Annotated in this window: 22 protein-coding genes; 12 read left to right on the top strand and 10 right to left on the bottom strand. The window is 72.1% G+C overall.

Annotated elements, in window-relative coordinates; genetic code table 11:
* The first annotated feature begins 2 nt into the window (after window positions 1-2).
* The gene (gene glxA, locus ACZ516_RS22095; RefSeq protein ID WP_469011444.1) at window positions 3-1,970 is read left to right on the top strand and encodes a radical copper oxidase GlxA; all 1,968 of its coding nucleotides are present in this window, start codon (window positions 3-5) and stop codon (window positions 1,968-1,970) included.
* Window positions 1,971-2,054: 84 nt separating this feature from the next.
* On the opposite strand, the gene ACZ516_RS22090 is transcribed toward glxA, so the two are convergent.
* Window positions 2,055-3,098 (bottom strand): glycoside hydrolase family 6 protein, encoded by a 1,044-nt coding sequence (locus ACZ516_RS22090; protein WP_469011443.1) that lies wholly within the window; start codon window positions 3,096-3,098, stop codon window positions 2,055-2,057.
* Between the two features lie 57 nt (window positions 3,099-3,155).
* Window positions 3,156-4,157: an ArsR/SmtB family transcription factor gene (locus ACZ516_RS22085; protein ID WP_469011442.1), complete on the bottom strand. Its 1,002-nt coding sequence runs from the start codon at window positions 4,155-4,157 to the stop codon at window positions 3,156-3,158.
* A 141-nt stretch (window positions 4,158-4,298) separates the two neighbouring features.
* On the opposite strand from ACZ516_RS22085, the gene ACZ516_RS22080 reads away from it, so the two are divergent.
* The 4 genes from ACZ516_RS22080 (at window position 4,299) to ACZ516_RS22065 (ending at window position 8,339) form a co-directional block, all read left to right on the top strand.
* On the top strand, window positions 4,299-5,660 hold the full coding sequence (locus ACZ516_RS22080) for an MFS transporter (RefSeq protein WP_469011441.1): 1,362 nt from the start codon (window positions 4,299-4,301) through the stop codon (window positions 5,658-5,660).
* Window positions 5,661-5,670: 10 nt separating this feature from the next.
* Window positions 5,671-6,180, top strand: coding sequence for a MarR family winged helix-turn-helix transcriptional regulator (locus ACZ516_RS22075; protein WP_358583914.1), 510 nt, complete (start codon window positions 5,671-5,673; stop codon window positions 6,178-6,180).
* A 52-nt stretch (window positions 6,181-6,232) separates the two neighbouring features.
* Window positions 6,233-6,565 carry a DUF3817 domain-containing protein gene (locus ACZ516_RS22070; RefSeq protein WP_358583913.1) on the top strand — a complete coding sequence of 111 codons (333 nt, stop codon included), beginning with the start codon at window positions 6,233-6,235 and terminating at the stop codon, window positions 6,563-6,565.
* 73 nt (window positions 6,566-6,638) lie between these two features.
* Window positions 6,639-8,339 carry an acyl-CoA mutase large subunit family protein gene (locus tag ACZ516_RS22065; RefSeq protein ID WP_358583912.1) on the top strand — a complete coding sequence of 567 codons (1,701 nt, stop codon included), beginning with the start codon at window positions 6,639-6,641 and terminating at the stop codon, window positions 8,337-8,339.
* A 62-nt stretch (window positions 8,340-8,401) separates the two neighbouring features.
* Here the strand turns inward: ACZ516_RS22065 and ACZ516_RS22060 are convergent, their stop codons facing one another.
* Together ACZ516_RS22060 and ACZ516_RS22055 are read right to left on the bottom strand one after the other, a co-directional pair.
* Window positions 8,402-9,829 carry a sensor histidine kinase gene (locus ACZ516_RS22060; RefSeq protein WP_469011440.1) on the bottom strand — a complete coding sequence of 476 codons (1,428 nt, stop codon included), beginning with the start codon at window positions 9,827-9,829 and terminating at the stop codon, window positions 8,402-8,404.
* The gene (locus ACZ516_RS22055) at window positions 9,826-10,569 is read right to left on the bottom strand and encodes a response regulator transcription factor (protein WP_469011439.1); all 744 of its coding nucleotides are present in this window, start codon (window positions 10,567-10,569) and stop codon (window positions 9,826-9,828) included. The genes ACZ516_RS22060 and ACZ516_RS22055 overlap by 4 nt, the downstream gene beginning before the upstream one ends.
* Before the next feature lie 64 nt (window positions 10,570-10,633).
* Here ACZ516_RS22055 and ACZ516_RS22050 point away from each other — a divergent pair, with 64 nt between their 5' ends.
* Together ACZ516_RS22050 and ACZ516_RS22045 are read left to right on the top strand one after the other, a co-directional pair.
* On the top strand, window positions 10,634-11,821 hold the full coding sequence (locus tag ACZ516_RS22050; RefSeq protein ID WP_469011438.1) for a UDP-N-acetylglucosamine--N-acetylmuramyl-(pentapeptide) pyrophosphoryl-undecaprenol N-acetylglucosamine transferase: 1,188 nt from the start codon (window positions 10,634-10,636) through the stop codon (window positions 11,819-11,821).
* Entirely contained in the window at window positions 11,818-12,822 is a 1,005-nt protein-coding gene (locus ACZ516_RS22045) for a GDP-mannose 4,6-dehydratase (protein WP_469011437.1), read from the top strand. The genes ACZ516_RS22050 and ACZ516_RS22045 overlap by 4 nt, the downstream gene beginning before the upstream one ends.
* A 310-nt stretch (window positions 12,823-13,132) precedes the next feature.
* On the opposite strand, the gene ACZ516_RS22040 is transcribed toward ACZ516_RS22045, so the two are convergent.
* Window positions 13,133-13,783 (bottom strand): TetR/AcrR family transcriptional regulator, encoded by a 651-nt coding sequence (locus ACZ516_RS22040; protein ID WP_469011436.1) that lies wholly within the window; start codon window positions 13,781-13,783, stop codon window positions 13,133-13,135.
* Window positions 13,784-14,145: 362 nt separating this feature from the next.
* On the opposite strand from ACZ516_RS22040, the gene ACZ516_RS22035 reads away from it, so the two are divergent.
* The 4 genes from ACZ516_RS22035 to ACZ516_RS22020 all read left to right on the top strand — a co-directional run bounded on the left by ACZ516_RS22035 (window position 14,146) and on the right by ACZ516_RS22020 (window position 18,453).
* Window positions 14,146-15,129, top strand: a complete 984-nt coding sequence (locus tag ACZ516_RS22035) for a tetratricopeptide repeat protein (protein WP_358699131.1) — start codon at window positions 14,146-14,148, stop codon at window positions 15,127-15,129.
* Window positions 15,130-15,740: 611 nt separating this feature from the next.
* Complete coding sequence (locus ACZ516_RS22030) at window positions 15,741-16,358, top strand: DUF6230 family protein (protein WP_358583901.1); 618 nt, start codon at window positions 15,741-15,743, stop codon at window positions 16,356-16,358.
* A gap of 156 nt (window positions 16,359-16,514) precedes the next feature.
* Window positions 16,515-17,027 carry a DUF6114 domain-containing protein gene (locus tag ACZ516_RS22025; RefSeq protein ID WP_358583899.1) on the top strand — a complete coding sequence of 171 codons (513 nt, stop codon included), beginning with the start codon at window positions 16,515-16,517 and terminating at the stop codon, window positions 17,025-17,027.
* Window positions 17,017-18,453: a hypothetical protein gene (locus ACZ516_RS22020; protein WP_469011435.1), complete on the top strand. Its 1,437-nt coding sequence runs from the start codon at window positions 17,017-17,019 to the stop codon at window positions 18,451-18,453. The genes ACZ516_RS22025 and ACZ516_RS22020 overlap by 11 nt, the downstream gene beginning before the upstream one ends.
* Before the next feature lie 67 nt (window positions 18,454-18,520).
* Here ACZ516_RS22020 and pyk read toward each other — a convergent pair whose 3' ends face one another.
* From pyk to pta, 3 genes are all read right to left on the bottom strand, one after another.
* Window positions 18,521-19,951 carry a pyruvate kinase gene (gene pyk / locus ACZ516_RS22015; protein ID WP_358583896.1) on the bottom strand — a complete coding sequence of 477 codons (1,431 nt, stop codon included), beginning with the start codon at window positions 19,949-19,951 and terminating at the stop codon, window positions 18,521-18,523.
* Window positions 19,952-20,059: 108 nt separating this feature from the next.
* Window positions 20,060-21,277 carry an acetate kinase gene (locus ACZ516_RS22010; RefSeq protein ID WP_358583894.1) on the bottom strand — a complete coding sequence of 406 codons (1,218 nt, stop codon included), beginning with the start codon at window positions 21,275-21,277 and terminating at the stop codon, window positions 20,060-20,062.
* A 25-nt stretch (window positions 21,278-21,302) separates the two neighbouring features.
* Window positions 21,303-23,381 carry a phosphate acetyltransferase gene (gene pta / locus ACZ516_RS22005; RefSeq protein WP_469011434.1) on the bottom strand — a complete coding sequence of 693 codons (2,079 nt, stop codon included), beginning with the start codon at window positions 23,379-23,381 and terminating at the stop codon, window positions 21,303-21,305.
* Window positions 23,382-23,694: 313 nt separating this feature from the next.
* On the opposite strand from pta, the gene ACZ516_RS22000 reads away from it, so the two are divergent.
* Entirely contained in the window at window positions 23,695-24,720 is a 1,026-nt protein-coding gene (locus ACZ516_RS22000; RefSeq protein ID WP_358583890.1) for a 6-phosphofructokinase, read from the top strand.
* Between the two features lie 75 nt (window positions 24,721-24,795).
* Here ACZ516_RS22000 and ACZ516_RS21995 read toward each other — a convergent pair whose 3' ends face one another.
* The gene (locus ACZ516_RS21995; RefSeq protein ID WP_469011607.1) at window positions 24,796-25,431 is read right to left on the bottom strand and encodes an XRE family transcriptional regulator; all 636 of its coding nucleotides are present in this window, start codon (window positions 25,429-25,431) and stop codon (window positions 24,796-24,798) included.
* A gap of 255 nt (window positions 25,432-25,686) precedes the next feature.
* Window positions 25,687-26,310 carry a hypothetical protein gene (locus tag ACZ516_RS21990; RefSeq protein WP_469011433.1) on the bottom strand — a complete coding sequence of 208 codons (624 nt, stop codon included), beginning with the start codon at window positions 26,308-26,310 and terminating at the stop codon, window positions 25,687-25,689.
* Window positions 26,311-26,321 lie beyond the last annotated feature (11 nt).

The following is a 26,321-nucleotide window of genomic DNA, read 5'->3' as shown; positions in this document are numbered from 1 at the left end:
CCATGGCCTACCGGCCCTCAAGGCGTACGAGGAAGACACTCATCGGAGTCGGCGCGGGCGCGCTGCTCGTCGGACTGAACGCCCCGGCGGCGCTCTCCTTCGCCGAGGAGCAGTACTACGAGTACAAGATCTCCCGGCCCGGTTACAAGGCGAAGTACGGCTCCTGGAAGCAGGTCGACATCCCCAAGGAGTTCCGTACCAACGCCATCCACGCCGCCCTCCTGCACACCGGCAAGGTGCTGATCGTCGCGGGCTCGGGCAACGAGCAGAAGAAGTTCGACGCCGGGTCGTTCGACACGGTCCTGTGGGACCCGAAGAACGACACGTTCAAGAAGATCGAGACCCCCGAGGACTTCTTCTGCTCCGGACACGCCCAGCTCCCCGACGGACGTCTCCTGGTGGCGGGCGGCACCGCGCGCTATGAACTGCTCGACGGCGAGGTGGAGCGGGCCGGCGGCGGCATGCGCGTGAAGAACGAGAACCCCGACAAGGGCATACGCCTGAAGAAGGGCACCAAGTTCCGCTCGCCGTCCGGCATCGAGTACGTCAGCAAGTTCGACGTCGAGGTCCCGAGGGCCAAGCGGAACTACGAGATCACGTACTCAAAGTCCGGTGTGATGCAGCCGTGGAAGACGAAGGTCAAGGCGAGCGAGGCGCGCGTCTTCGTCGAGGCGGTCAGGCCGGGCGAGCAGTCGGTCAACGAGAAGTCGGCGCAGTACGAGATCGAGGGCCTGACCGGCAAGGAGGCCGACAACACGTACGGCATCGCCGAGAAGCTCGACATGGAGAAGCAGGACTTCCAGGGCATCAAGGCGGCGTACGAGTTCGACCCGAGGGCCGAGCGGTACATCCAGGTCGACCCGATGAAGAAGGCCCGCTGGTACCCGACGCTGGTCGGTCTGGACGACGGCAAGGTGCTCGCCGTCTCCGGGCTCGACGACGTGGGCGTGATCGACCCCGGGGACAACGAGATCTACGACCCGCGGACGAAGAAGTGGACGGACGGCCCCAAGCGGTACTTCCCGACCTACCCCGCGCTCTTCCTCACCAAGGGCGGCAAGCTCTTCTACCCGGCGTCCAACGCCGGCTACGGCCCCGCAGACCAGGGCCGTGAGCCGGGCCTGTGGGACCTGCGGACGAACAAGTTCGAGAAGGTGCCGGGACTGACCGACACCGACCAGACCGAGACGTCCGCGTCCGTGCTGCTGCCGCCCGCGCAGGACCAGAAGGTGATGATCATGGGCGGCGGGGGCGTGGGCGAATCCGACAAGGCGACGCGCCGCACGGCCGTGATCGACCTCAAGGAGGAGAACCCGTCCTTCAAGACCGGGCCGCGCCTGCCCCAGGGCACCCGCTACCTGAACAGCGTGCTCATGCCGGACGACACGGTGTTCACCTCCAACGGCTCCTCCGACTACCGGGGCCGCGGCGCCAGCAACATCCTCAAGGCGCAGTTCTACGACCCGAAGCAGAACGCCTTCCGCGAGGCGGCCGCGCCCAGGGTGGGCCGCAACTACCACTCGGAGGCGCTGCTCCTGCCCGACGGCCGGGTCGTCACCTTCGGCTCGGACCCGCTCTTCGACAACCAGCAGAACACCAAACTCGGCCACTTCGAGCAGCGCATGGAGGTCTTCACCCCGCCCGCGCTGCACCGGGGCGGCAAGAACCGCCCGGTGCTCGCGGACGGACCCGCGCAGCTGCCGCCGGACGGCCGCGCCACGTTCCGCACCGACCGCCCCGAGACCATCGCCTCCGCCCGGCTCATGCGGCCGAGCGCGGTCACGCACACGACCGACGTCGAGCAGCGCTCGATCGCACTGGGCGTGACCAAGGCCAAGGGGGCGGTGACGGTGGACGTGCCCCGCGGGGACGCGGCCCTGGTGCCGCCGGGCTGGTACATGCTGTTCGTCACCGACACGGACGGCACGTCCTCGGAGGCGAAGTGGATCCACGTGGGCCCGAAGGGCTGACCGGGTGGATCATGCGCGAGCGGACGGCTCACGTCTGAGCGGGGGCTCACGCCCGAGCGGACGGCTCACGCCTGAGCGGGCGGCTCACGCCTCCTTCTTCTTCGCGTTGCGCGCGAGGCCGAGGGCGTAGTCCGGCCACCACTGCCCCGCCGCCGGGCCGCCCCGGCACGGGCCGTCCGAGTCGCCCGGCCGCTTGATCCACAGGACGGCGTCCAGGAGCGGATCGCCCGTGCGGTCGGTGGGCGGGGTGCCGAGGCCCCGCCCCGGCGGGTTGCACCACGCGTCCCGGCGGCCGCCGGCCAGCGGGCCCCGGCCGTTGCGGCTGGTGTCCATGACGAAGTGCTTGTCACCGACGGTCGCCGACAGCGTGCGGCCGTACGCCTTGGTGACCTCGTCGCTCTGGAAGTTCGAGACGTTCAGCGAGAAGCCGTCGGCCTGGGCGACACCCGCCTGGAGCAGCGGCTCGGACAGTTTGTGCGCCTCGGTGATCCAGCCGGGGTTCCCCGCGTCGAGGTACACCTTGACCTTCGGCTGCCGCTTCAACCGCTGGATCGCCTCGGAGAGCAGCTGGTAGCGGTCGGCGTGGTACTCGGCCGGGGTGCAGCCGTCCACGATGTGCGGGACGGCGTCGGGCTCCAGGACGACCAGGGCGGGGGCGGAGCCGATCGCGTCGGCGAAGGCGTCCACCCAGCTCCGGTAGGAGTCGGCGCTGCTCGCGCCGCCCGCGGAGTGCTGACCGCAGTCGCGGTGGGGGATGTTGTAGGCGACGAGGACGGCGGTACGGCCCTCCTTGGCCGCGCCCCGGGTCGCCTCGGTGATGTCGTGCGCCGGGTCGTCCCCGGCCGGCCACACCGCCACGGGCTGCTCGGCGATCCGTCTGAGCGCCTCGGCGTCCTGGGTCCGGCCCTGGCGTTCCCACTCCGCGACCTGGCGCGCGGCGGGGCTGTCGGGGTCGACCCAGAAGGAGTGCGGCGCCCGCTTCGCCCGGGCGGTGGAGGGGCCGGAGGCGTCGGCGCCCGCGGACCTGGCGGAGTCCGCCCCGGACCCGGACCCGGACGAGCAGCCCGCCGTGAGCCCGATGGCGGCGAGAGCCGTGAGCGCGGTGAACGTGCGGAGCAGCCGATGCATCCAGACCCCTTGGGCGACGGTGACGATCAGTCAGCCCGGCAATCGTGACATAAAGAACTATTCACGCTCTTGTGCCACACCGCCCCCGGCGCTGAGCGCGGTCCCGAGCGGCGTGCACGTGTAGACCACCCGGTGCCCGTACCGGCGCGACACCAGCAGCCCGGCATCCCGCAGCGCCGCCAGGTGCGCCGACACCGACGACGGCGCGAGCCCGAGCCGCTCCGCCAGGCCCGAGGTGGTGTCCGGGGTGGCGAGCGCGGTGAGGACGGCCGCCCGGCCGCGGCCGAGGAGCCGCACCAGCGAGGCGGGCGTACGGCTGGCCGGCTCGGCCCACAGCCCCGCGATGCCCCGCACCGGGTACGCCACCGTCGGCTGCCACGGCGGATCGAAGCCGCTCACCACGTCCGGCCAGGAGAAGACGCTCGGGATCAGCACGAGACCCTGCCCCGACAGATCCCGCACATGCTCGTCGCGCCACTCCACGGTGAGCGTGCCGGCGTCCCACGACAGCCGCCGGTCCAGCTCCGGGAGCAGCCCGCCGAGGCCGACCTCCGCGAGCCGCCGCGAGTGGTGGGCGACGTCGGCCTCCAGGAGCGCGCGCAGCCTCGGCCAGACCGGCTCGACCAGCGTGTGCCAGGCGGTCTCCATGACGTCCGCGAGCTCCCGCACGGCGCCCGCCGGATCGGCCAGCAGCGCCCGGCCCTTCGGCGACGCGGCGGCGCCCGGGGTGCAGGCGAGTGCCCGCGCCATGTCCTCCGCCGCCGCCTCGGGGCCGGTCGCGCGGACGCCCGCGATCTCCTCGTCGAAGCGGGCGGCGGGACCGATCGGGGGCGGCCCGAGGAAGTCCGGGGCGTGCCCGCGCCGGGGCATCAGGAGCCACAGCGCGCTCAGGTCGATCTCCCGGCTCGCCGCGCGGATCTCGCGCAGCCACTGCGGGTGGTAGGCGTGGCGCTCGGGACGCTTGAGGGTGCGGACGGCCTCCTGGGTCTCCCACAGCGGCGACACCGCGAACCGGCAGCGCAGCAGGTCGTCCTGACCGAAGTGCAGATGGAACGGCACGCGAACCCCTCCCCGGGCGCCGACGACGCGTCTTCGGGCGCCGACGACGCGGTCCCGGACACCCCACGCGTCCCGCGCGCCGAAGATTCGTCCGGGCCCGAAACTCTAGGGCAGCGCGCGTCCCCGCGTGAGGCTGCGGCCATGGCCCCTGAACCGCCCCCGCCCCCGCCTCCGCTCCCGCCCCCGCCTGCGCCCCCGACCCCGCCCCCGACCACGGCCGGGTCCGCCGGCTACCTCCGGGTGCTCGCCGTGACCGAGTTCCGCGCCGTCTTCGTCGCGCACGCGTTCTCGCTGCTCGGTGTCGTCGTCAGCGAGATCGCGCTGACCGTCCTCGTCTACGGACTGACCGGATCACCGCTGCTCGGCGCACTCACCTTCGCCCTCGGCCTGCTGCCGTACCTCCTGGGCGGCACGCTGCTTGCCGGGATCGCCGACCGGTGTCCGCCGCGGCGGGTGCTCGTCCTGTGCGACGCGGTGTGTGCGGGGTGCGCGGGACTGATGGCGCTGCCCGCCACCCCTGTCGCCGCGCTGCTCGCGCTGCGCTGCGCCATCGCCCTCGTCGCGCCCGTCTTCAACGGCACCCGGATGGCGACGCTCACCGACATCCTCGGCGACGGCGACCTGTTCGTGCTCGGGCGCTCCCTGCTGCGGATCGTCTCGCAGAGCGCGGTCCTGGTCGGGTTCGGCCTCGGCGGCGTGCTCCTCACCCTGGTGTCCCCGCGGGGTGCCCTCGCCGTCACGCTCTGCACGTTCGTGTGCTCGGCGCTGGTGCTGCGGTGCGGGACGCGGCGGCGGCCCGCGCGCACCCGGGGCGGCGGGGCGCTCGTGCGGTACTCGCTGGGCGGCGCCCGGCAGGTGCTCGGCGACCGGCGGGTGCGGGCCCTGCTGCTGCTCTTCTGGGTGCCGCCCCTGTTCCTGGTCGCCCCGGAGGCGCTCGCCGCCCCCTACGCGGACGAGATCGGCGTCGGGGCCGGTGGTGTCGGACTGCTCATGTGCGCCCTGCCGGTGGGCACGGTCGCGGGCGAGCTCTGGGCCGGGTCGGTGCTGTCCGCCGCGGCGCGCGCCCGCCTCGTCCTGCCGTTCGCCTCGCTCACGCTGGTCCCGCTGACCGTGTACGCGGCCACGCCCGGCATGGTCCCGGCGCTGGCCGCGCTCGCGCTCGCCGGGGCCGGATCGGCGTACACGCTCGGCCTGGACCGATGGTTCGTCGAGGCCGTGCCCGAGGAGTTGCGCGGGCGCGCGATGACGGTGCACACGGCGGGCCTCATGACGATCCAGGGCGTCGGCATGGCGCTCGCGGGTCTGGCGGCCGAGTTCAGCGCGGTGAGCACGGTCGTCGCGGGCGCCGGGGTCATCGGCACCCTCTGCTGTCTCCTCCTGGCGCTGGAGGTGCGGCGCACGCGGGACCCGGGGGAGCAGGCCCGCAGCCGTACGCCGGAGGGTGCGGGGGAACATATGACCGAATCGCGAGACGGGGCTGACCAGCATATGACCGGCGGGTAAGGTCTTTGGCGTGCCGAAGCCGCTCAGCCTTCCCTTCGATCCCATCGCCCGCGCCGACGAGCTCTGGAAGCAGCGCTGGGGATCGGTCCCGGCCATGGGCGCGATCACCTCGATCATGCGGGCGCACCAGATCCTGCTCGCCGAGGTCGACGCGGTCGTCAAGCCCTACGGACTGACCTTCGCGCGGTACGAGGCACTGGTGCTGCTCACCTTCTCGCAGGCCGGCGAGCTGCCGATGTCCAAGATCGGCGAGCGGCTCATGGTGCACCCGACGTCCGTGACGAACACCGTCGACCGGCTCGTGCGCTCCGGCCTCGTCGACAAGCGGCCGAACCCGAACGACGGGCGGGGCACCCTCGCCTCCATCACGCCGAAGGGCCGCGAGGTCGTCGAGGCAGCCACGCGCGAGCTGATGGCGATGGACTTCGGGCTCGGGGTGTACGACGCGGAGGAGTGCGGGGAGATCTTCGCGATGCTGCGGCCGCTGCGGGTGGCGGCGCGGGACTTCGAGGAGAAGTAGGAGCGGCGGGGTCGGCGAAGATCGCGCAAATCGGGCGGTTACGCTCGGAGGCATGAAATCCAGCGTGCTGACCCGCTACCGGGTGATGGCCTACGTCACCGCCGTGATGCTGCTCGTGCTGTGCGCGTGCATGATCTTCAAGTACGGCTTCGACAAGGGCGAGGGTCTGACGCTCGTCGTGTCGCAGATCCACGGCGTGCTGTACATCATCTACCTGATCTTCGCCTTCGACCTCGGCTCCAAGGCGAAGTGGCCGTTCGGCAAGCTCCTGTGGGTGCTGGTCTCCGGCACGATCCCGACGGCCGCGTTCTTCGTCGAGCGCAAGGTCGTCCGCGAGGTCGAGCCGCTGATCGCCGACGGCTCGCCGCTCACCGCGAAGGCCTGATCCCCGCCGCCACGGGCAACCCGTGGCGGTCAGCCATCGACATTTACTAGGACGTCCTAGTAAATTCGGGGGTATGGACGCTGAAGCGATCGAGGAAGGCCGCCTCCGCTGGCAGGCCCGCTACGACAAGGCCCGCAAGCGTGACGCGGACTTCACCACGCTCTCCGGCGACCCGGTCGAGCCCGTCTACGGGCCGCGCCCCGGCGACACGTACGAGGGCTTCGAGCGGATCGGCTGGCCCGGGGAGTACCCCTACACCCGCGGCCTGTACGCCACCGGGTACCGGGGCAGGACGTGGACCATCCGTCAGTTCGCCGGCTTCGGCAACGCCGAGCAGACGAACGAGCGCTACAAGATGATCCTGGCCAACGGCGGCGGCGGGCTCTCCGTCGCCTTCGACATGCCGACCCTCATGGGCCGCGACTCCGACGACCCCCGCTCGCTCGGCGAGGTCGGCCACTGCGGCGTCGCCATCGACTCGGCCGCCGACATGGAGGTCCTCTTCAAGGACATCCCGCTCGGCGACGTCACGACCTCCATGACGATCAGCGGGCCCGCCGTGCCCGTCTTCTGCATGTACCTCGTCGCGGCCGAGCGCCAGGGCGTCGACCCGGGCGTGCTCAACGGCACGCTCCAGACCGACATCTTCAAGGAGTACATCGCGCAGAAGGAGTGGCTCTTCCAGCCCGAGCCGCACCTGCGCCTCATCGGCGACCTGATGGAGCACTGCGCGCGCGACATCCCCGCGTACAAGCCCCTGTCCGTCTCCGGCTACCACATCCGGGAGGCCGGGGCGACGGCCGCGCAGGAGCTCGCGTACACCCTGGCGGACGGCTTCGGGTACGTGGAGCTGGGCCTCAGCCGCGGACTCGACGTCGACGTCTTCGCGCCCGGCCTCTCCTTCTTCTTCGACGCGCACGTCGACTTCTTCGAGGAGATCGCCAAGTTCCGCGCCGCGCGCCGCATCTGGGCCCGCTGGCTGCGCGACGAGTACGGGGCGCGCACCGAGAAGGCCCAGTGGCTGCGCTTCCACACGCAGACCGCCGGGGTCTCCCTCACCGCCCAGCAGCCGTACAACAACGTCGTCCGCACCGCCGTCGAGGCCCTCGCCGCGGTCCTCGGCGGGACGAACTCCCTGCACACCAACGCCCTCGACGAGACGCTCGCCCTGCCCAGCGAGCAGGCCGCCGAGATCGCGCTGCGCACCCAGCAGGTCCTGATGGAGGAGACCGGCGTCGCCAACGTCGCGGACCCGCTCGGCGGCTCCTGGTACGTCGAGCAGCTCACCGACCGCATCGAGGCCGACGCCGAGAAGATCTTCGAACAGATCAAGGAGCGGGGCCGACGGGCCCGCCCCGACGGGCAGCACCCCGTCGGGCCGATCACCTCGGGCATCCTGCGCGGCATCGAGGACGGCTGGTTCACCGGCGAGATCGCCGAGTCCGCCTTCCAGTACCAGCGGTCCCTGGAGAAGGGCGACAAGCGCGTCGTCGGCGTCAACTGCCACGAGGGTTCCGTCACCGGCGACCTGGAGATCCTGCGGGTCAGCCACGAGGTCGAGCGGGAGCAGGTGCGGGAGCTGGCGGAGCGCAAGGCCGGACGGGACGACGCGCGGGTGCGGGCGTCGCTCGACGCCATGCTGGCCGCCGCGCGGGACGGCTCCAACATGATCGCCCCCATGCTGGAGGCGGTACGCGCGGAGGCGACTCTCGGGGAGATCTGCGGGGTGCTGCGGGACGAGTGGGGCGTCTACACGGAACCGCCCGGGTTCTAGCCGCAGCCGGGCGCGGCGTGACGGCGGGCGGGCCAGGTCTTCTGCCCGGGCGACGGGTGGGGCTACGGCGCGGGCAGGGCGAGGCGGAACAGGGCGCCGCCGCCCGGGGCCCGTTCCGCCGTCAGTTCCGCGCCGTGCGCGTGCGCGATCTGGCGGGCCATCGCGAGCCCCAGGCCAGAGCCCGGCAGCGCGCGGGCCCTCTCGGCGCGGTAGAAGCGGTCGAAGACGTGCGGCAGGTCCTCCTCCGCGATACCCGGGCCGTGATCGCGCACGGTCAACTCCGTGGCGCGCAGGGACAGCTCCACGGGGCTGCCCGGCGGGCTGAACTTGGCCGCGTTGTCGAGGATGTTGGTGAGCAGCCGGGACAGCCGCGCCGGTACGCCGGGGACGCAGAGGTCCGCCGCCTCGGGGGCGACGTGGAGGGTGAAGGGGATCGCGGGCCAGTGCTCGCGCGCCGCCTCCACCGCGTGCGCGGCCAGCGGGGCGAGCCGCACCTCCTCCACCAGGGGCTGCGGCTCCTCGTCCCTGGCCAGCTCGATCAAGTCGTTGACCAGGCCGGTGACTTCCCGCAGCTGCCGGCCGAGCGCCCCGGCCGCCCGCTCCCGCTGAGCGGCCGTCAACCGGTCGGCGCGGGCGAGGAGTTCGGCGTTCGTCCGCAGCGCGGTCAGCGGCGTGCGCAGCTCGTGGGAGGCGTCCGCGACGAGCCGGCGCCGGGCCGCGACCGACTCCTCCAGCTCGCCGAGCATCGTGTTGAACGTGGCGGCCAGCCGCGTGACCTCGTCCTCCCGACCGGTACGGCCCTTGCGGCCCTTGCGGCGGCCCTCGCGGGTCGGCGGGCCGGGCGGCAGCTCGATGCGGTGCCGGGCGTCCCGCGTGGCGGCGATGCGTTCGGCCGTGGCGGTGAGCCGGGTGATCGGGGCCAGGCCGGTGCGCGAGACCCAGTAGCCGCCGACCGCCGAGAGCAGGACGCCTGCGCCGCCCACCGCGAGCAGCAGCCCCGCCGCCTGGCGCACCCCGCGCTCGGCGATGTCGGCCCGCGACGCCACCTGCACCGCCACGCCCGAGCCGAAGGTGGTCGTGTACATCCGGCCCGGCTTCCCGCCGGGCAGCGTGAAGTTCGCGTAGTACGGGGCCCGCCGCCCCGACGCGACCGCGCGCGTCGCCCCGGACACGGGCAGCAGATAAGCCTCACCCGGGTCCTCGGCGGAGTCCGCGGGGACGATCTGCGAACACGCGGGCGCGCCGAGGAACCGGCACTGGCCGGTCAGCACGCCGGGGCCCTCGTCGCGGTTCTGCTGGGCGATGAGCGTCGCCGACTGGGCGAGGTTCTGGTCGAGCTGCTGATACAGCTTGAAGCGGATCACCACGAACGCGGCGACGCACACCCCGACCGCCACCAGCGCCACGGCCGCCGCCGCGGCCACCGCGAGCCGGGTGCGCAGCGGCCTGCGGCGGCGCCAGCGCGCACCGAGCCCGCGCCGGGCGCTCACGGGGAGCCCAGCCGGTAGCCGACCCCGTGCACGGTGTGGACCAGCCGCGGCTCGCCGCCCGACTCCAGCTTGCGGCGCAGATAACCGACATACACCGCCAGGGAGTTGGAGTCCGGGCCGAAGTCGCGGCCCCACACCGCCCGTTGGATCAGCTCGCGCGGCAGGACCTGCCCGGCGTTGCGCAGCAGCAGCTCCAGGAGGACGGCCTCCGTGCGGCTGAACTCGACGCGGCGCCCGCCCCGGCGGCCGGTGCGGGTGGCCGGGTCCAGGACGAGATCGTCGTACCTCAGGTCGTCGCCGTCGCCCGCGGGCGGCTCCGGTGACGCGCGCCGCAGCAGCGCCCGTACGCGGGCCACCAGCTCGTCCAGCGCGAAAGGCTTGACCAGATAGTCGTCGGCGCCCGCGTCCAGGCCGTCCACCCGCTCGCTCACCGAGTCCAGGGCGGTCAGGACGAGCACCGGCGTGCGATCGCCCGCGGCGCGCAGCCTTCGGCAGACGGCGAGGCCGTCCATGACGGGCATCAGCACGTCGAGGACGACCAGGTCCGGCTCCCAGCGGGCCACCGCCGTGAGCGCGCGATGCCCGTCGGCGGCGCCGTGCACCAGATGGCCCTCGACCGTCAGGGCGTCCTCGACGGCGGCCCGGACCTCGGGGTCGTCGTCCACCACCAGGATCTTGTGCGGCACCGGCTCACTCGCGCCCGGCGGGCCACCTCTGCTGGTCAGGCTCGTGAAGCTCATGGACCCACGGTGCCAAACGCGGCTCTTAAAACCCTCTTAGACGCCCTCGCGATGCTCCACTGCCATGCGAACCTCTCACTCCGGCCGCGCCGCGCCCCCCGCCCGCGCCGACCTCTCCGTGGTGATCGGGGCGGGCGGCACCGGGGGGCACATCTACCCGGGCCTCGCCCTCGCCGACGCGCTGCGCCGCGCCGTGCCGGGCGCCGTGATCTCCTTCGTCGGCACCGAACGGGGCCTGGAGAGCCGGCTGATACCGGACGCCGGATACCGCCTGCACACCGTCGACATGATCCCCTTCGACCCTTCGCTCGGCGCCCGCCGCTACCTGCTGCCCGCCGCGCTGCTCAAGTCCGGCGCCCAGTGCCGGACCATCCTGCGCGAGCAGGGCGCGCGGATCGCCGTCGGCATGGGCGGCTACCCCAGCGCCCCCGTCATCGTCGGCGCCCGCCTGGCCGGGCTGCCGAGCCTCATCCACGAGTCCAACGCCGTACCGGGCCGCGCCAACCGGTTCGCCGCCCGCCTCACCCCGAACATCGCGGTGGCCTTCGACCGCAGCCGCGCCCACCTGCCCGGCGGCGACCGCGCGCACACCACCGGCATGCCCATCGCCGCGCCGCTGGCCGCGCTCGACCGGGCCGCGCTGCGCGACGAGGCGCGGCACGCGCTCGGCGTACCGGCCGGGGCCCGGCTCGTCCTCTTCAACGGCGGCAGCCTCGGTGCGGCACGGCTCACCGAGGCGGCGGCCGGACTCGCGGAGCGGTGGCGGGAGCGAGGACGTCATGACGTACACCTCCTGATCAAGACCGGCCCGGCGGCCCTCGCCAAGACCCGGGCGCGGCTCGCCTCGACGGGCGGCGACGCCGTCGCCCGCGCCGTCCCCTACCTCGACCGCATGGACCTCTGCTACGCCGCCGCCGACCTCGTCGTGTGCCGCGCGGGCTCGGCGACCGTCGCCGAACTGGCCGCCACCGGCGTCCCCGCCGTCCTCGTGCCCTACCCGCACGCGCCCGGCGACCACCAGACCCACAACGCCCGGGTCCTGACCGACGCGGGCGCCGGACTGCTGCTGCCCGACGCCGAGACGACGGCCGACCGGCTCGCCGCCCTCATCGGGCCGCTGCTCGCCGACCCGGTGCGGCTCGCCGCCATGAGCGGCGCCGCGGACCCCGGGCCGCACGCCCGCGCCGCCGACCTGCTCGCCGAGCGGGTCCTGCGCCTCGCCCTCCCCACCCCTCACCTGGAGCACGCATGACCACGCCCACCGCCTTCTCCTGGCACGACCGCGCCGTCCTCGTCACCGGGGCCGAGGGCTTCATCGGGTCGACCCTCGTCGACCTGCTGCTCGCCCGGGGTGCGAAGGTCCGCGCCTTCGCGCATTACAAGCCGTACGCGGAGAAGGGGAACCTGGCGCGTCTCCTCGCCGATCCGCGTGTCGAGATGATCGCCGGGGACGTGCGGGACGCGGGGCGCGTGATGGACGCGGTCGCCGGGTGCGACACCGTCTTCCACCTGGCCGCGCTGATCGGCATCCCGTACTCCTACGACTCGCCGGGCGCGTACGTCCAGACGAACGTCGTCGGCACCGAGAACGTCGCCGAAGCCTGCCGGAGGCACTCCGTGCGGCGGCTGGTCCACACCTCCACCAGCGAGGTGTACGGGACGGCGCTGACGGCGCCCATCGCCGAATCGCACCCGCTCCAGCCGCAGTCGCCGTACTCCGCGTCGAAGATCGGCGCCGACATGGTGGCGCTCTCGCACTGGCACGCCTTCGAGCTGCCGGTGACGGTCGTACGTCCCTTCAACACGTACGGCCCGCGGCAGTCGGCGCGGGCCGTCATCCCGACGATCCTCGCCCAACTCCACTCGGGGGTACGGGAGATCAGGCTCGGGTCGCTGACGCCCACGCGGGACTTCACGTACGTCACCGACACGGCGCGGGGGTTCGTGGCGATGGCGGAGTGCGACCGGGCGCTCGGGCACGCGGTCAATCTCGGGGTCGGGCGGGAGATCTCCATCGGGGAGCTGGCGCAGGCGCTGATCGCGGCGTCCGGGCGGGAGGCGTCCGTGGTCGTCGATCCGGCGCGGGTGCGGCCGTCCGGGAGTGAGGTCGAGCGGTTGCTGTCCGACAATCGGCGGGCGCGGGAGTGGGTGGGGTGGGTGCCGGAGGTGTCCCTCGGGGAGGGGTTGCGTCGTACCTCTGCGTGGGTCGCCGGGAATCTTGGGCTGTTCGGGGTGGGGAGGTATCAGGTCTGAGGGTTCTGGCGGGGCGCCTGTTCTGGCGGGGCGCCTGTTCCGGGTACCTGTGCTGCCTCTGACTCCGGTGCCCGAGGTCATCCCCTGCCCCGCCGCTTCGCGGCGGATGTTTCCCGCCCACCCACCCGTTTGCCCGGCGTTATCTCCTGGGCCGCCGCTTCGCGGCGGATGTTTCCCGCCCACCCGCCCGTTTCCCGGCGTTATCCCCTGTGGCAGCGGGCGTCCGCCCCGGGCGGTCACCGTCCGATGCGGGGTAACGGGTGGGTGGGTGGGAAAGCATCCGCCGCGAAGCGGCGGGCCAGAAAGGGGGTCAGGGCCACCGGCCAGACCCGGTCGCCGCTGAGAGGCCGCTCAGGAGGAGGAGGGTGAAGCGGCGGGCCCACTCCTCGTCGACGGGCTCCGCGCTGACCAGCGCCCGATGCACCACCGCACCGGCGATCACGTCGAAGATGAGGTCGGCCGTGCGGCCGGCGGAGTCCGCGTCGGGCTCGGCCGGGAGTTCGCCCCGCGCCTGCGCCCGCTCCCGCCCCGCGAGGACCAGCCGCTTCTGGCGGTCGACGATGGACGCCCGGATGCGGGCCCGCAGCGGCTCGTCCGTCGTGGATTCGGCGACCACCGCCATCAGTGCCGTCTTCGTCTCGGGCCGGCCGAGCAGCAGGGCGAACTGCAGGACGACGCCCTCGATGTCGGCGGCCAGGCTGCCCCGGTCCGGCAGTTCCAGCTCGTCGAAGAGTTCCGCGACCGCGTCCACGACCAGTTCGCTCTTGCCCGCCCAGCGCCGGTACAGGGTCGTCTTGGCGACTCCCGCGCGCGTGGCGACGTCGCCGAGCGTCAGCTTGGACCAGCCCAGCTCGACGAGGCCCTGCCGGGTCGCCTCCAGGATCGCGGCGTCGGCGGTGGCGCTGCGAGGGCGCCCGCCGGTGCGGGCGGCGGCGGCGGTGGTGGGCGTACGGCTCTGCATGGCGGCGACCATACCGGTGGGTACGGCCCCGTCGGGGAGCCCCGTGCACACGGCAGTGAGGGAGATCACCGGCGCCCGCTACCCATGGCCAAGGCTCGGCGGTTACGCTACGACCCGTAGCGAAAGCTGACGGGGCGAGGGCGAGGACGAGCGGCGCAGACCGGACCTCGTACCCCCCGTCAGCGAGCGCCACGAGCGACAACCACGCAGCACGCACGAACGCACGACCGGCCCGGGGTGGGGACCCCGCGCCAACCGACGGTCCTCCTGCGGACCTTGGACCGTGCCCCCTGTGGCCCCGCAATCCGGCGGGGGGCCACGGACGGGCGTGGTTCCCGTACGGCTTGGGGGAGGATGTACTCATGCAGCCACGGAACATGTCCATGAGCGGAGTCGTCGACCTCGCCGCCGTCAAGGCGGCCCAGGAGGCCAAGGCGAAGGCGGAGCAGGCGCGCGCCGAAGCGGCCCGGCAGGGCGGAGGCGCGGCGGGTGCCGCGGTGTCCGCGTCGAGCCTGGTCATCGACGTCGACGAGGCGGGCTTCGAACGCGAGGTCCTCCAGCGCTCCACCGAGGTCCCCGTCGTCATCGACTTCTGGGCCGAGTGGTGCGAGCCGTGCAAGCAGCTCGGCCCCCTGCTGGAGCGGCTCGCCGAGGAGTACAACGGCCGTTTCCTGCTCGCCAAGATCGATGTCGACGCGAACCAGATGTTGATGCAGCAGTTCGGGATCCAGGGCATCCCGGCTGTCTTCGCGGTGGTGGCCGGCCAGGCCCTGCCGCTTTTCCAGGGTGCCGCCCCCGAGGCGCAGATCCGCCAGACCCTGGACCAGCTCATCCAGGTCGGCGAGGAGCGCTTCGGCCTGACCGGCCTCACGGTCGACCCGGGCGCCGAGGGCCCGCAGGCCGCCGCCCCCGCCGAGGTGCCCGCCGGTCCTTACGACGCCCTGCTCGAATCGGCCGTCCAGGCGCTGGACGCCGGCGATCTGGCCGGTGCCGTACAGGCGTACAAGAACGTGCTCAGCGACGATCCGGCCAACACGGAGGCCAAGCTCGGCCTCGCGCAGGCCGAACTGCTCCAGCGCGTCCAGGGTCTGGACGCGCAGCAGGTCCGCAAGGACGCGGCCGACCGGCCCGCCGATGTGGCGGCGCAGATCGCCGCGGCCGACCTGGACCTGGTGGGCGGTCACGTCGAGGACGCCTTCGGGCGGCTCATCGACACGGTGCGGCGCACGGCGGGCGACGACCGCGACGCCGCCCGGGTGCGGCTGCTGGAACTCTTCGAGGTCGTGGGCGCCGACGACCCCCGGGTGACGTCGGCGCGCACCGCGCTGGCCAGGGTGCTCTTCTGATCCGTACCCCTCGCCCCAGCTGAGAACTCCCTCCCCAGGACACGACAGTGGCCGTGATTTGCCAAAACTTGGTAAATCACGGCCACTGTTACTTGGAGTAAGTCGGGGGTGTTCCTCTGGGCGGGTTCGCCCGTTCATGCCCCGTTCTGCTCCCCGCCGTGGAGCCACCGTCCGTGGCCGACCGATACCGGGCGGTCGCGGATCGGTTATCGGGCCGTTACTAGCCAGTAATGACGCCCCTTGTGCGGGGGCCGAGAATGCACCACGATCGGCGACGCTCGGTCCGATGACCCGCAGTCCGACAGCCAGTCGGGAGCGGGCGCTTCGGGTCCCCACCGAGCGGACCGGCGACGCCGTCGCCGGTCGGGGACAGGGGGGTCTCTGCCGTCCCCGGCAGGGCCTGTCCATCGAGGTTGTGCGTGATGTGCGTCAGGCGCGACCAGTGGTTGTCGCTCGGGGGTGATCGCCGGTGATGCGTGGTGCGGTTCGCGCCCTGCCATGCGGGCGCTCTCCTTCCCGAGGACGTAGCACTTCTCCCATCCCTGCCCGGCTGTCCCGTCCGAGCGGGCGCAGTCAGGGCCGGAGATGTACGTCCGAGAAGGAGGAAAGTCATGGAATCCGTGGCTCGTGGCGGAACCAGATGGAAGCGGTTCGCCGTGGTCATGGTGCCGAGCGTCGCGGCTACCGCCGCGATAGGCGTCGCCCTGTCCCAGGGCGCGCTCGCGGCATCGTTCAGTGTGTCGGGTCAGCAGTTCAAGGTGACCGCCGACGAACTCAACGGCAAGGGGTTCGTCCAGTACGGCGCCTTGGACGTGGGCAAGTCGGGCAAGCATCCGGTGGCCGTCGTCGGTCTCGACTCGGCCAAGATCACCAACCTGTGTCAGTCGGTGGTCGTGCCCGTCCCGGTCTTCGGCGACGTGTCGATGACCCTCAGGGCCGGCCAGACCGGTTCCCCGAAGGTCATCGCCAAGAAGCTGTACATCGACGCCGACGACCTGAAGGCCAACGCGACCTTCCACAAGGTCGACATCGGTGTCTCGATCGACCAGACCACCAAGGGGCCGGGCCCGGCGAAGGGCGACCACTACGTCGAGGACTCGTTCGCGCAGCAGGCGGAGTCGGTGAAGTTCACCGATGTCCGCCAGCGCGCGTGGGCGACCACGGCCGGCACCTTCAAGCTCTCCGGTCTCGACATGTCGGTCAAAAAGGGCAAGCACGAGTGCTACTAGGGCCGTTGGCACCCCGATAGGGGACATGCGTTCCGGTAGGCACTCGCTGCTATGAACGGCCGGGCGCGGGGGCGCGACGGCACATCGACGGAGCCGTCCCCGTGCCCGCATCCGCATGACACACAGGACCAAGCCATTCCCGAGGAGCTGTACGACATGAGCGCCGAAGCGCAAGTGGGACTGGGCGAGATGCTCGGCCGGACGCGCCGATCGTTTTGGGGGTGGCGCGGCCGGCGCCCGTTCTGGGGTGGTCTGCTGACGATGCTCGGCGGCCTCCCGATCATGTACTTCCCTTACGCGAACCTCACGCTCGGCACGATGACCATCCGGATGGCGACCACCGCCGGCGCCGGATCCCTGATCATCGGCGTGCTGTTGGTCGTGCTCGGCCTGACCATGTGGTTCCAGCCGCACTCCCGGATCTTCGCGGGCGTCGCGGCGATCCTGCTCGCCCTGGTCTCCCTGGTGGTCTCCAACTTCGGCGGCTTCGTCATCGGCTTCCTGCTCGCCCTGCTCGGCGGCGCCCTCGGCGTCTCCTGGGCGCCCGCACGGCCCGCCGCCGCGGTGGCCCCGGGCGGGAAGGCCGCGGGCGGGGGGAGCGACGAGCAGCACGAGCTGCCGGGTACCAGCCCGGCGAGCGTCACGAACGGGAGGCACCGTGCCGGCTGACGAGGCGCGCCACGAGGGTTTCGCGGAGGAGCCCCGGGCGAGAGGGCCGCGTCACGCGGCGCCCAGGAAGCCGCTGCTGACCCGCCTCCAGGTGCCCGCGGGCAAGGCGATCGCGATCGCCGCGATGCCCACCGCGGTCCTGATGGGCATGGGGCTGACCCCGACGCTCGCGCAGGCGAGGCCCGGGGTGCCCGAGAACCCCTTCCAGGACGGCCCGTGCGTCACGGCGCCGGACAAGGAAGCGGACGCGGACGACAAAGCCGGCCAGGACGCCGAGGACACCGAGGACAAGGCGAAGGACGACTCGGCGAAGGACGACCCCGCGAAGGACGACGCGGACAAGGACGGGAAGGGCTCCGGCGAGCCGCCCGCGCCCGGGTCGCCCACCACCGGTGACGAGGGTTCCGGCGATCAGGGTTCCGGTGACCGGACTCCCGGCGACCGGGGCGCGGACGACAGGACCGAGCCGGTGCCCACGCCGTCGACCGGCGGCGAGAAGGACGAGGCCGACAAGCCCGCCCCGAAGCCGGCCCCCGAGTCCGGCCCGCGGTCCGAGCCCGAGCCGGGCAAGACCCGGAACCCATGGGACCCGCTGGGTCTCGGCGACGCCCTCAAGGACGTCTTCACGCCCGACGCGTCCGACGAGTCCGACGGGCCCGCCGCGAAGGAGCCGGACTCCGACGCGTCGGTCCCGGATGCCCCGGCCCCGACCCCGACCCCGGACAAGACCACGTCTGCCGAGGACCCGGCCAAGGGCACGGACAAGGACCCGGTCAAGGACGCCGCCGACAAGGTCGAGGACGGCGTCGAGGACGGCACGAAGGACGGCACGAAGAAGGCCGAGGGCACCACCGGCGAGGCGGCGGACGAGACCGCGGACGACCCGGCGGACGACGAGGCGAAGGACGAGCCCGAGGACCCGATGGCGCCGGACGCGAACGGCAAGAAGCCGTTCCCGTGCGTGGTCGAGAAGAAGGTCGACGGCGAGGCCGAGCAGACGCCCGTGCCGATCCCGAACCAGCCGTGGCACCTGGAGGCCACCTCGCTCAAGCTCATGGACGCCGACTACCAGGGCGTCGTGAACCTCACGATGGCGAACGGCAGAACCAAGCAGGCGCTGAAGTACGTCGTCCAGAAGACGGACATCGTGGACCTGCACCAGATCGTCGAGGGGCCGGGCGGCAGGACGTACCACGTCGAGGCCGCCAAGGGCTCCAAGTCCACCATCCGCAACGGCGCGACGACGATGTACACCGAGCGGATCTCGGGCAAGCTGTTCGGGCTCATCCCGATCACCTTCGACCCCGAGCACCCGCCGCCGCTGAACATCCCGCTGATCTACTTCACGGATGTGAAGGTCCAGCAGGCGGGCCAGTTCGGCGGTGACCTGACCATCCCCGGTCTCCACCAGTCGATCACCGACTGAGCCGTACGCAGATGAGGGCGCCCCCTGTCGCAGGGGGCGCCCTCATTTCGTACGGGGGTACGGACCGTCAGTCGCGGTCGATGCCGCCCAGGTGGTGCACCCGCACCATGTTGGTGGTGCCGGGGACGCCGGGGGGCGAGCCCGCGGTGATGACGACCGTGTCGCCGTCGTTGAAGCGGTTGAGCTTGATCAGCTCGGCGTCGACCAGCTCCACCATCGCGTCGGTGTTGTCGACGTGCGGCACGACGTAGGTGTCCACGCCCCAGCTCAGCGTGAGCTGGTTGCGGGTCGACTCGTCGGTGGTGAAGGCGAGGATCGGCTGGGCCGCGCGGTAGCGGGACAGCCGGCGGGCGGTGTCACCGGACTGGGTGAAGGCCACCAGCGCCTTGCCGCCGAGGAAGTCGGCGATCTCGGCGGCGGCACGGGCCACCGAACCGCCCTGCGTGCGCGGCTTCTTGCCGGGCACGAGCGGCTGCAGACCCTTGGAGAGCAGCTCCTCCTCGGCCGCCACGACGATCTTCGACATCGTCTTGACGGTCTCGATCGGGTACGCGCCGACACTCGACTCGGCCGACAGCATGACCGCGTCCGCGCCGTCCAGGATCGCGTTGGCGACGTCGGACGCCTCGGCGCGCGTGGGGCGCGAGTTGGTGATCATCGACTCCATCATCTGGGTCGCGACGATCACCGGCTTGGCGTTGCGGCGGCACATCTCCACGAGGCGCTTCTGCACCATCGGGACCTTCTCGAGCGGGTACTCGACCGCGAGGTCGCCGCGGGCCACCATCACGGCGTCGAACGCCGCGACGACGCCCTCCATGTTGGCGACGGCCTGCGGCTTCTCCACCTTGGCGATGACGGGGACCCGGCGGCCCTCCTCGTCCATCACCTTGTGGACGTCCTTCACGTCGTGGGCGTCGCGCACGAAGGACAGGGCGACCATGTCGCAGCCCATCTTCAGGGCGAAGCGCAGGTCCTCGATGTCCTTCTCGGACAGCGCGGGCACGTTCACGGCCGCGCCGGGCAGGTTGATGCCCTTGTGGTCGGAGATGACACCGCCCTCGACCACGATCGTCTTCACGCGCGGGCCGTCCACCTCGACGACGCGCAGCTCGACGTTGCCGTCGTTGATGAGGATCTGGTCGCCCTTGGAGACATCGCCCGGCAGGCCCTTGTAGGTGGTGCCGCAGATCGACTTGTCGCCGGGCACGTCCTCGGTGGTGATGGTGAACTCGTCACCGCGCACCAGCTCGACGGGGCCCTCGGCGAAGGTCTCCAGACGGATCTTCGGGCCCTGGAGGTCGGCGAGGACGCCGATGGCCCGGCCGGTCTTCGCGGCGGCCGAGCGGACGCGGTCGTACCGGCCCTGGTGCTCGGCGTGCGTGCCGTGGCTGAAGTTGAAGCGGGCCACGTTCATGCCGGCCTCGATCAGCGAGACGAGCTGCTCTTCGGAGTCGACGGCGGGGCCCAGCGTGCAGACGATTTTGGAACGGCGCATGGGGACGATCCTATCGGTTTGTTTCGCTTCGGAATATTCCGTCTGGTGGAATCTACAAATGGGCGGAAGCGCGCTCAGTCGTTGCGGTGTTTCGGCGCGGAGTCCGCATTATTCCGCCGAACCCTTTCCCACCAGCGCGTATGTCTGATCGGCGATCTCCAGTTCCTCGTCCGTGGGGACCACGGCGACCGCCACACGCGCGTACTCGGGTGAAATGAGCCGCGCTTCGTCGGAACGTACGGAATTCAGCTCCCCGTCGACCGCGAGCCCCAGCTCCTCCAGGCCCGCCACGGCCGCCTCGCGGACCGGCGCCGCGTTCTCGCCGACGCCCGCCGTGAACACCACGGCGTCCACGCGGCCGAGCACGGCGTAGTAGGCGCCGATGTACTTCTTCAGGCGGTGGATGTAGATGTCGAAGGCGAGCGCGGCCTCCTGGTCGCCCGCGTCCACGCGGCGCCGGATCTCACGCATGTCGTTGTCGCCGCAGAGGCCGATCAGGCCGCTCTTCTTGTTGAGCAGCACGTCGATCTCGTCCACGGACATCCCGCCGACCCGCGCCAGATGGAAGATGACCGCCGGGTCCAGGTCACCGGAACGGGTGCCCATCACCAGCCCCTCCAGCGGCGTGAGCCCCATCGAGGTGTCCACGCACTCGCCGGCCCGCACGGCCGTCGCCGAGGCGCCGTTGCCCAGGTGCAGCACGATGACGTTGACGTCCTCGGGGGCCTTGCCCAGCAGCTGGGCGGTCTTGCGCGAGACGTACGCGTGCGAGGTGCCGTGGAAGCCGTAGCGCCGCACGCGGTGCTCGTCGGCGGTCCGCACGTCGATCGCGTAGCGCGCCGCGGACTCCGGCATCGTCGTGTGGAACGCGGTGTCGAAGACGGCGACCTGGGGCAGGTCGGGACGGAGCGCCTGCGCGGTGCGGATGCCCGTGATGTTGGCGGGGTTGTGCAGCGGCGCCACCGGCACCAGCCGCTCGATCTCCTGGAGCACCTCGTCGGTGATCACGGTCGGCGCGGAGAACTTCAGACCGCCGTGCACCACCCGGTGGCCTATCGCGGCCAGCTCGGGGGAGTCCAGGCCGAGCCCGTCGGCGGCCAGCTCCCCGGCGACGGCCTTCAGCGCCGCCTCGTGGTCGGCGATCGGCTCCTCGCGCTCGCGGGGCTCGCCGTCGCCGGTCAGCGGGGTGTGCTTGAGCCGCGAGGTCTCCTCGCCGATCCGCTCGACGAGGCCGACGGCCAGGCGTGAGCTGTCGCGCATGTCGAGCAGCTGGTACTTCACCGACGACGAGCCGGAGTTGAGGACGAGGACGCGCGTAGCAGTCACGGATTTCGAGTGCTTTCTGTGGGGGTCAGCCGGCGGCCGGGGTCTGGGACTGGATCGCCGTGATGGCGACGGTGTTCACGATGTCCTGGACGAGCGCGCCCCTGGACAGGTCGTTGACCGGCTTGCGCAGGCCCTGGAGGACCGGGCCGACGGCGATCGCGCCGGCCGAGCGCTGCACGGCCTTGTAGGTGTTGTTGCCGGTGTTGAGGTCCGGGAAGATCAGCACGCTGGCCTGGCCCGCGACGTCGGAGCCCGGCAGCTTGGTGGCCGCGACCGACGGCTCCACGGCGGCGTCGTACTGGATCGGGCCCTCGATCTTCAGGTCCGGGCGGCCGGCCCGCACCTTCTCGGTGGCCTCGCGCACCTTGTCGACGTCGGCGCCCGAACCGGAGGTGCCCGTCGAGTACGAGAGCATCGCGATCCGCGGCTCGACCCCGAACTGCGCGGCGGTGGCCGCCGCCTGCACGGCGATGTCGGCGAGCTGCTCGGCGTTCGGGTCCGGGTTCACCGCGCAGTCGCCGTAGACGAGGACCTTGTCGGCCAGGCACATGAAGAAGACCGACGACACGATCGAGGCGTCCGGCTTGGTCTTGATGATCTCGAAGGCGGGGCGGATGGTCGCGGCCGTGGAGTGCACGGAGCCCGACACCATGCCGTCGGCCAGACCCTCCTGGACCATCAGCGTGCCGAAGTAGTTGACGTCGGCCACCACGTCGTACGCCAGCTCGACGGTGACGCCCTTGTGGGCGCGCAGCTGCGCGTACTTCCCGGCGAAACGGTCCCGCAGCTCGGAGGTCTGCGGGTCGATCAGCTCGGAGTCGGCGAGGTCCACCCCGAGGTCCGCGGCCTTCTTGCGGATCTGCTCCACGGGCCCGAGCAGCGTCAGGTCGCACACGCCCCGGCGCAGCAGTACGTCGGCGGCGCGCAGCACGCGCTCCTCGGTGCCCTCGGGCAGCACGACGCGGCGCCGGTCGGCGCGGGCCCGCTCCAGGAGCTTGTGCTCGAACATCATCGGCGTGACGCGGCCGCTGCTCGGCGTGGAGACGCGCCCCAGCAGGTCGGCGGTGTCGACGTACCGCTCGAAGAGGCCGAGGGCGGTCTCCGCCTTGCGGGGCGTCGCCGCGTTCAGCTTGCCCTCCAGGGCGAACAGCTCGGCGGCCGTCGGGAAGGAGCCGCCGGAGACGGCGACCACCGGGGTGCCGGGCGCGAGGCGGTCGGCGAGGGTGAGGATCTCCTGGCCGGGCTGCTCGTTCAGGGTCAGCAGGACGCCCGCGATGGGCGGCGTGCCGGCGCTGTGCGCGGCGAGGGAGCCCACCACGAGGTCGGCGCGGTCACCGGGGGTGACGACCAGGCAGCCCGGGGTCAGGGCGTTGAGGAAGTTCGGCAGCATGGCGCCGCCGAAGACGAAGTCCAGGGCGTCGCGGGCCAGCCCCGCGTCGTCGCCGAGCAGGACCCGGCCGCCGAGGGCGTGGGTGATCTGCGCGACCGTCGGCGCGGAGAGCGCGGCCTCGTCGGGCAGGACGTAGCAGGGCACGGGCAGCGCGGCCTTCAGCCGCTCGTGGATCTCGTCGCGGTCGGCGGGGGCCACCCGGTTGGTGATCATGGCGAGGACGTCGCAGCCCAGGCTGTCGTAGGCGCGGTGGGCGTTGCGCGTCTCGGCGTGCACCGACTCCGCGGTCTGGTTCTTGCCGCCGACCACGGGCAGCACCGAGGCGCCGAACTCGTTGGCGAGGCGGGCGTTGAGCGCCAGCTCGTCGGGGAGCTGGGTGTCGGCGAAGTCCGTGCCGAGGACCAGGACCACCTCGTACTCCGCGGCGACCCGGTGGAAGCGGTCGACGATCCGCGAGACCAGCTCGTCGGTGCCGCGCTCGGCCTGGAGCGCGGACGCCTCGTGGTAGTCCATGCCGTAGACGGTCGCGGCGTCCTGCGAGAGGCGGTAGCGGGCCCGCAGCAGGTCGAAGAGGCGGTCGGGACCGTCGTGCACGAGCGGCCTGAAGACGCCGACCCGGTCGACCTGGCGCGTCAGGAGCTCCATGACTCCCAGCTCGACGACCTGGCGGCCGTCGCCGCGGTCGATCCCGGTCACGTACACGCTGCGCGTCACGCGTGCTCTCCCCTTCTTCGCTGCCTGCTCGTCGCCGTCCGCCGGGGATCTGTGGGGTACCCCGAGTGAGCTGGACAAATTACCTGATATCGCGGCTGTGCCCTCTTGACAATACCTCCGCGGCTGGCTAAGCCGCCCGCCGGACCGAGGGCCCGCCGGCGGGGGGCGTGGGGCCTCTTCCCCGCCCCTGCCCCCGTATCGCCGCCCTATCGCACGGGCGTGCGTCGGACAGGTGTGAGCGGCGTCCCCCTTCCGGCCGTGGAACAATCGGACCGGCTCACAAGTACCAACAGCGAGCAGGAGACACAGCGCGATGCGTATCGGAATTCTCACCGCGGGCGGCGACTGCCCCGGCCTCAACGCAGTGATCCGGTCGGTCGTGCACCGCGCCGTGACGCACTACGGCGACGAGGTCATCGGCTTCGAGGACGGCTACGCGGGCCTGCTCGACGGACGCTACCGGCCCCTCGACCTGAACGCCGTGAGCGGCATCCTGGCCCGCGGCGGCACGATCCTCGGCTCCTCGCGCCTGGAGCGCGGCCGCTTCCGCGCCGCCTGCGACAACGCCAAGGAGCTCATCGAGAAGAGCGGCTTCGACGCGCTCATCCCGATCGGCGGCGAGGGCACCCTCACCGCGGCGGGCATGCTCGCCGACGCGGGCGTGCCGGTCGTCGGCGTCCCCAAGACGATCGACAACGACATCTCCTCCACGGACCGCACCTTCGGCTTCGACACGGCGGTTGGCGTGGCCACGGAGGCCATGGACCGCCTGAAGACGACCGCCGAGTCCCACCAGCGCGTGATGGTCGTCGAGGTCATGGGCCGGCACGCCGGCTGGATCGCCCTGGAGTCCGGCATGGCCGGCGGCGCCCACGGCATCTGCCTGCCCGAGCGCCCCTTCGACCCCGCCGACCTGGTCGCGCTGGTCGAGGAGCGGTTCTCGCGCGGCAAGAAGTTCGCGGTGATCTGCGTGGCCGAGGGCGCGCACCCGCTGGACGGCACGATGAACTACGGCAAGGGCGCGATCGACCAGTTCGGCCACGAGCGCTTCCAGGGCATCGGCACCGCGCTGGCGTACGAGCTGGAGGCCCGCCTCGGCAAGGAGGCCAAGCCGGTCATCCTCGGCCACGTCCAGCGTGGCGGCACCCCCACCGCCTACGACCGCGTCCTCGCGACGCGCTTCGGCTGGCACGCGGTGGAGGCGGTGCACCGCGGGGAGTACGGCAAGATGACGGCGCTGCGCGGCACCGACATCCAGATGGTGCCGCTCGCGGAGGCGGTCACGGAGCTGAAGACGGTGCCGAAGGACCGGATGGACGAGGCGGAGTCGGTGTTCTAGTCGCGCGGTCTCGCCGGGCGGCGTGGGTGGGGTGACAGGGGCGGTCCTTGCGCCGTCGGTTTGGGGGTGCCGGGGTCAGTCCTTGCGGTGCCCGGGGCGGACCAGGGGCCAGAAGTGCTCCAGGACGCGGTCCAGGTAGTCCCGGCCGGCCTCGCCGGAGGCGTCCGAGCCGGCGCCGCCGCCCCAGTTCAGCGTCCGCGCCATCCGGGACTGGTAGTCGTCGTACATCTGCCGCAGCGCGCCCTCGACGGGCCGCCGCTCCACCGCCAGCAGCTTGGCGACGGGCCGTACGTACCCCTGCCAGCGGGCGGTGACCGCGCTGCGCAGCAGCTCGGCGAGGTGCTCGGAGCGTCCGGTCACGGTCACGAAGTCGGGCAGTTCGAGCTCCAGGACGCGGGCGAGGGCGGCGGACTGCCGTTCGTTGCCGCGCCAGCTGCCGGTCTCCTCCATCCGCAGATACGCCTGGATCTCCACGCCGGCCTGCCGCGCGAGGTCCTCCGGCGCGAGCCCGCGCGCGAGCCGGTGCTCCCGCAGGGTGCGCGCTGCGCCCATCAGCTCACCGGGCGAGCACCAGAGCGTGGCCGCCAGCGCGCTCAGCTCGACGGAACTGGGCGAGGCGAGCCCGCGCTCCCAGGCGGCGACGGTGTCGGCCGTGACGTGCGTGAGCCCGTAACCGGCCCGCATCCCGTACGCGACATGCCCGTGCGCCATCCCCAGCGCCTCACGCAGGCGCCGGGCGGCGGGGAAGTTGAAGGGGGGCGTGGGCTGGTGCGCTGACTGGCTCGGTTGGCTCGATTGCACGGGGCACACCGTAGGCGCCTGCGGGGGTGGCGACTACGGTGCGTTCCTACGAGGTTGCGGATTGGTGGGAAGGTACGGGGTCGGCCGTGCCTTGCAACGGGCACATTGCCGCAGAGGTGCCGCACGGACGAAAAGCGACGTTCCCCGGCCCTCGGGTCGCCGCGATCACGCCCCGAGCAGGTGCTCCAGCGCATGCCCGTACTCGCGGAAGCGGGGGCGTGCCTCCGGGCGGGCAGGTGAATCGGGCAGCAGGAGACCGGCCAGGAAAGCGACCCGCCACATCCTGTACACGGCTCGCGTGGCGGTGTCCGCATCGCCGTCCAGCGCCCCCGCGACCAGTCCCGTCGCGATCCGCAACGCCTCGGCGATCGATCCCGCGCCCCGCGCGACCTCGGGGCCCCGCGCGATCGCCGCGTCGACCAGCGCCTGGAGAAGCCGGGCCAGCTGCAGATCCGCGCCGACGCGGCTCATCCGCCGCACCGCGGCGGGCTCTTCGAGCCGAGCGGACACCTCTTCGTACCCGGCGGACCACATCAGCAGGGACGGAGCCGCCACGGGGTGATCCCTCGTATATCCCAGCTCATCGAAGAGCGCCATGACCGGCTGCGTGAAGTCACCGACGTCCCGGATCGTCTCCAGCAGACGCGTCACGTCGTCCTGCCGCTCCGACACGAACTCGCCCACGGAGACGTCCGCGAGCGACCAGGTCCCCGTCGCGGCGACCGCGCCGATCTCGATGATCCCACCGAGTGGCCCGAAGACGGCACGGCCCAGGACGCTTTCCGACATGTTCAACCTCA

The organism is Streptomyces sp. NPDC034037 (genome assembly GCF_055575715.1).
Note: the sequence above shows the minus strand (reverse complement) of the source record. Positions and strands in the feature narration are given on the sequence as shown.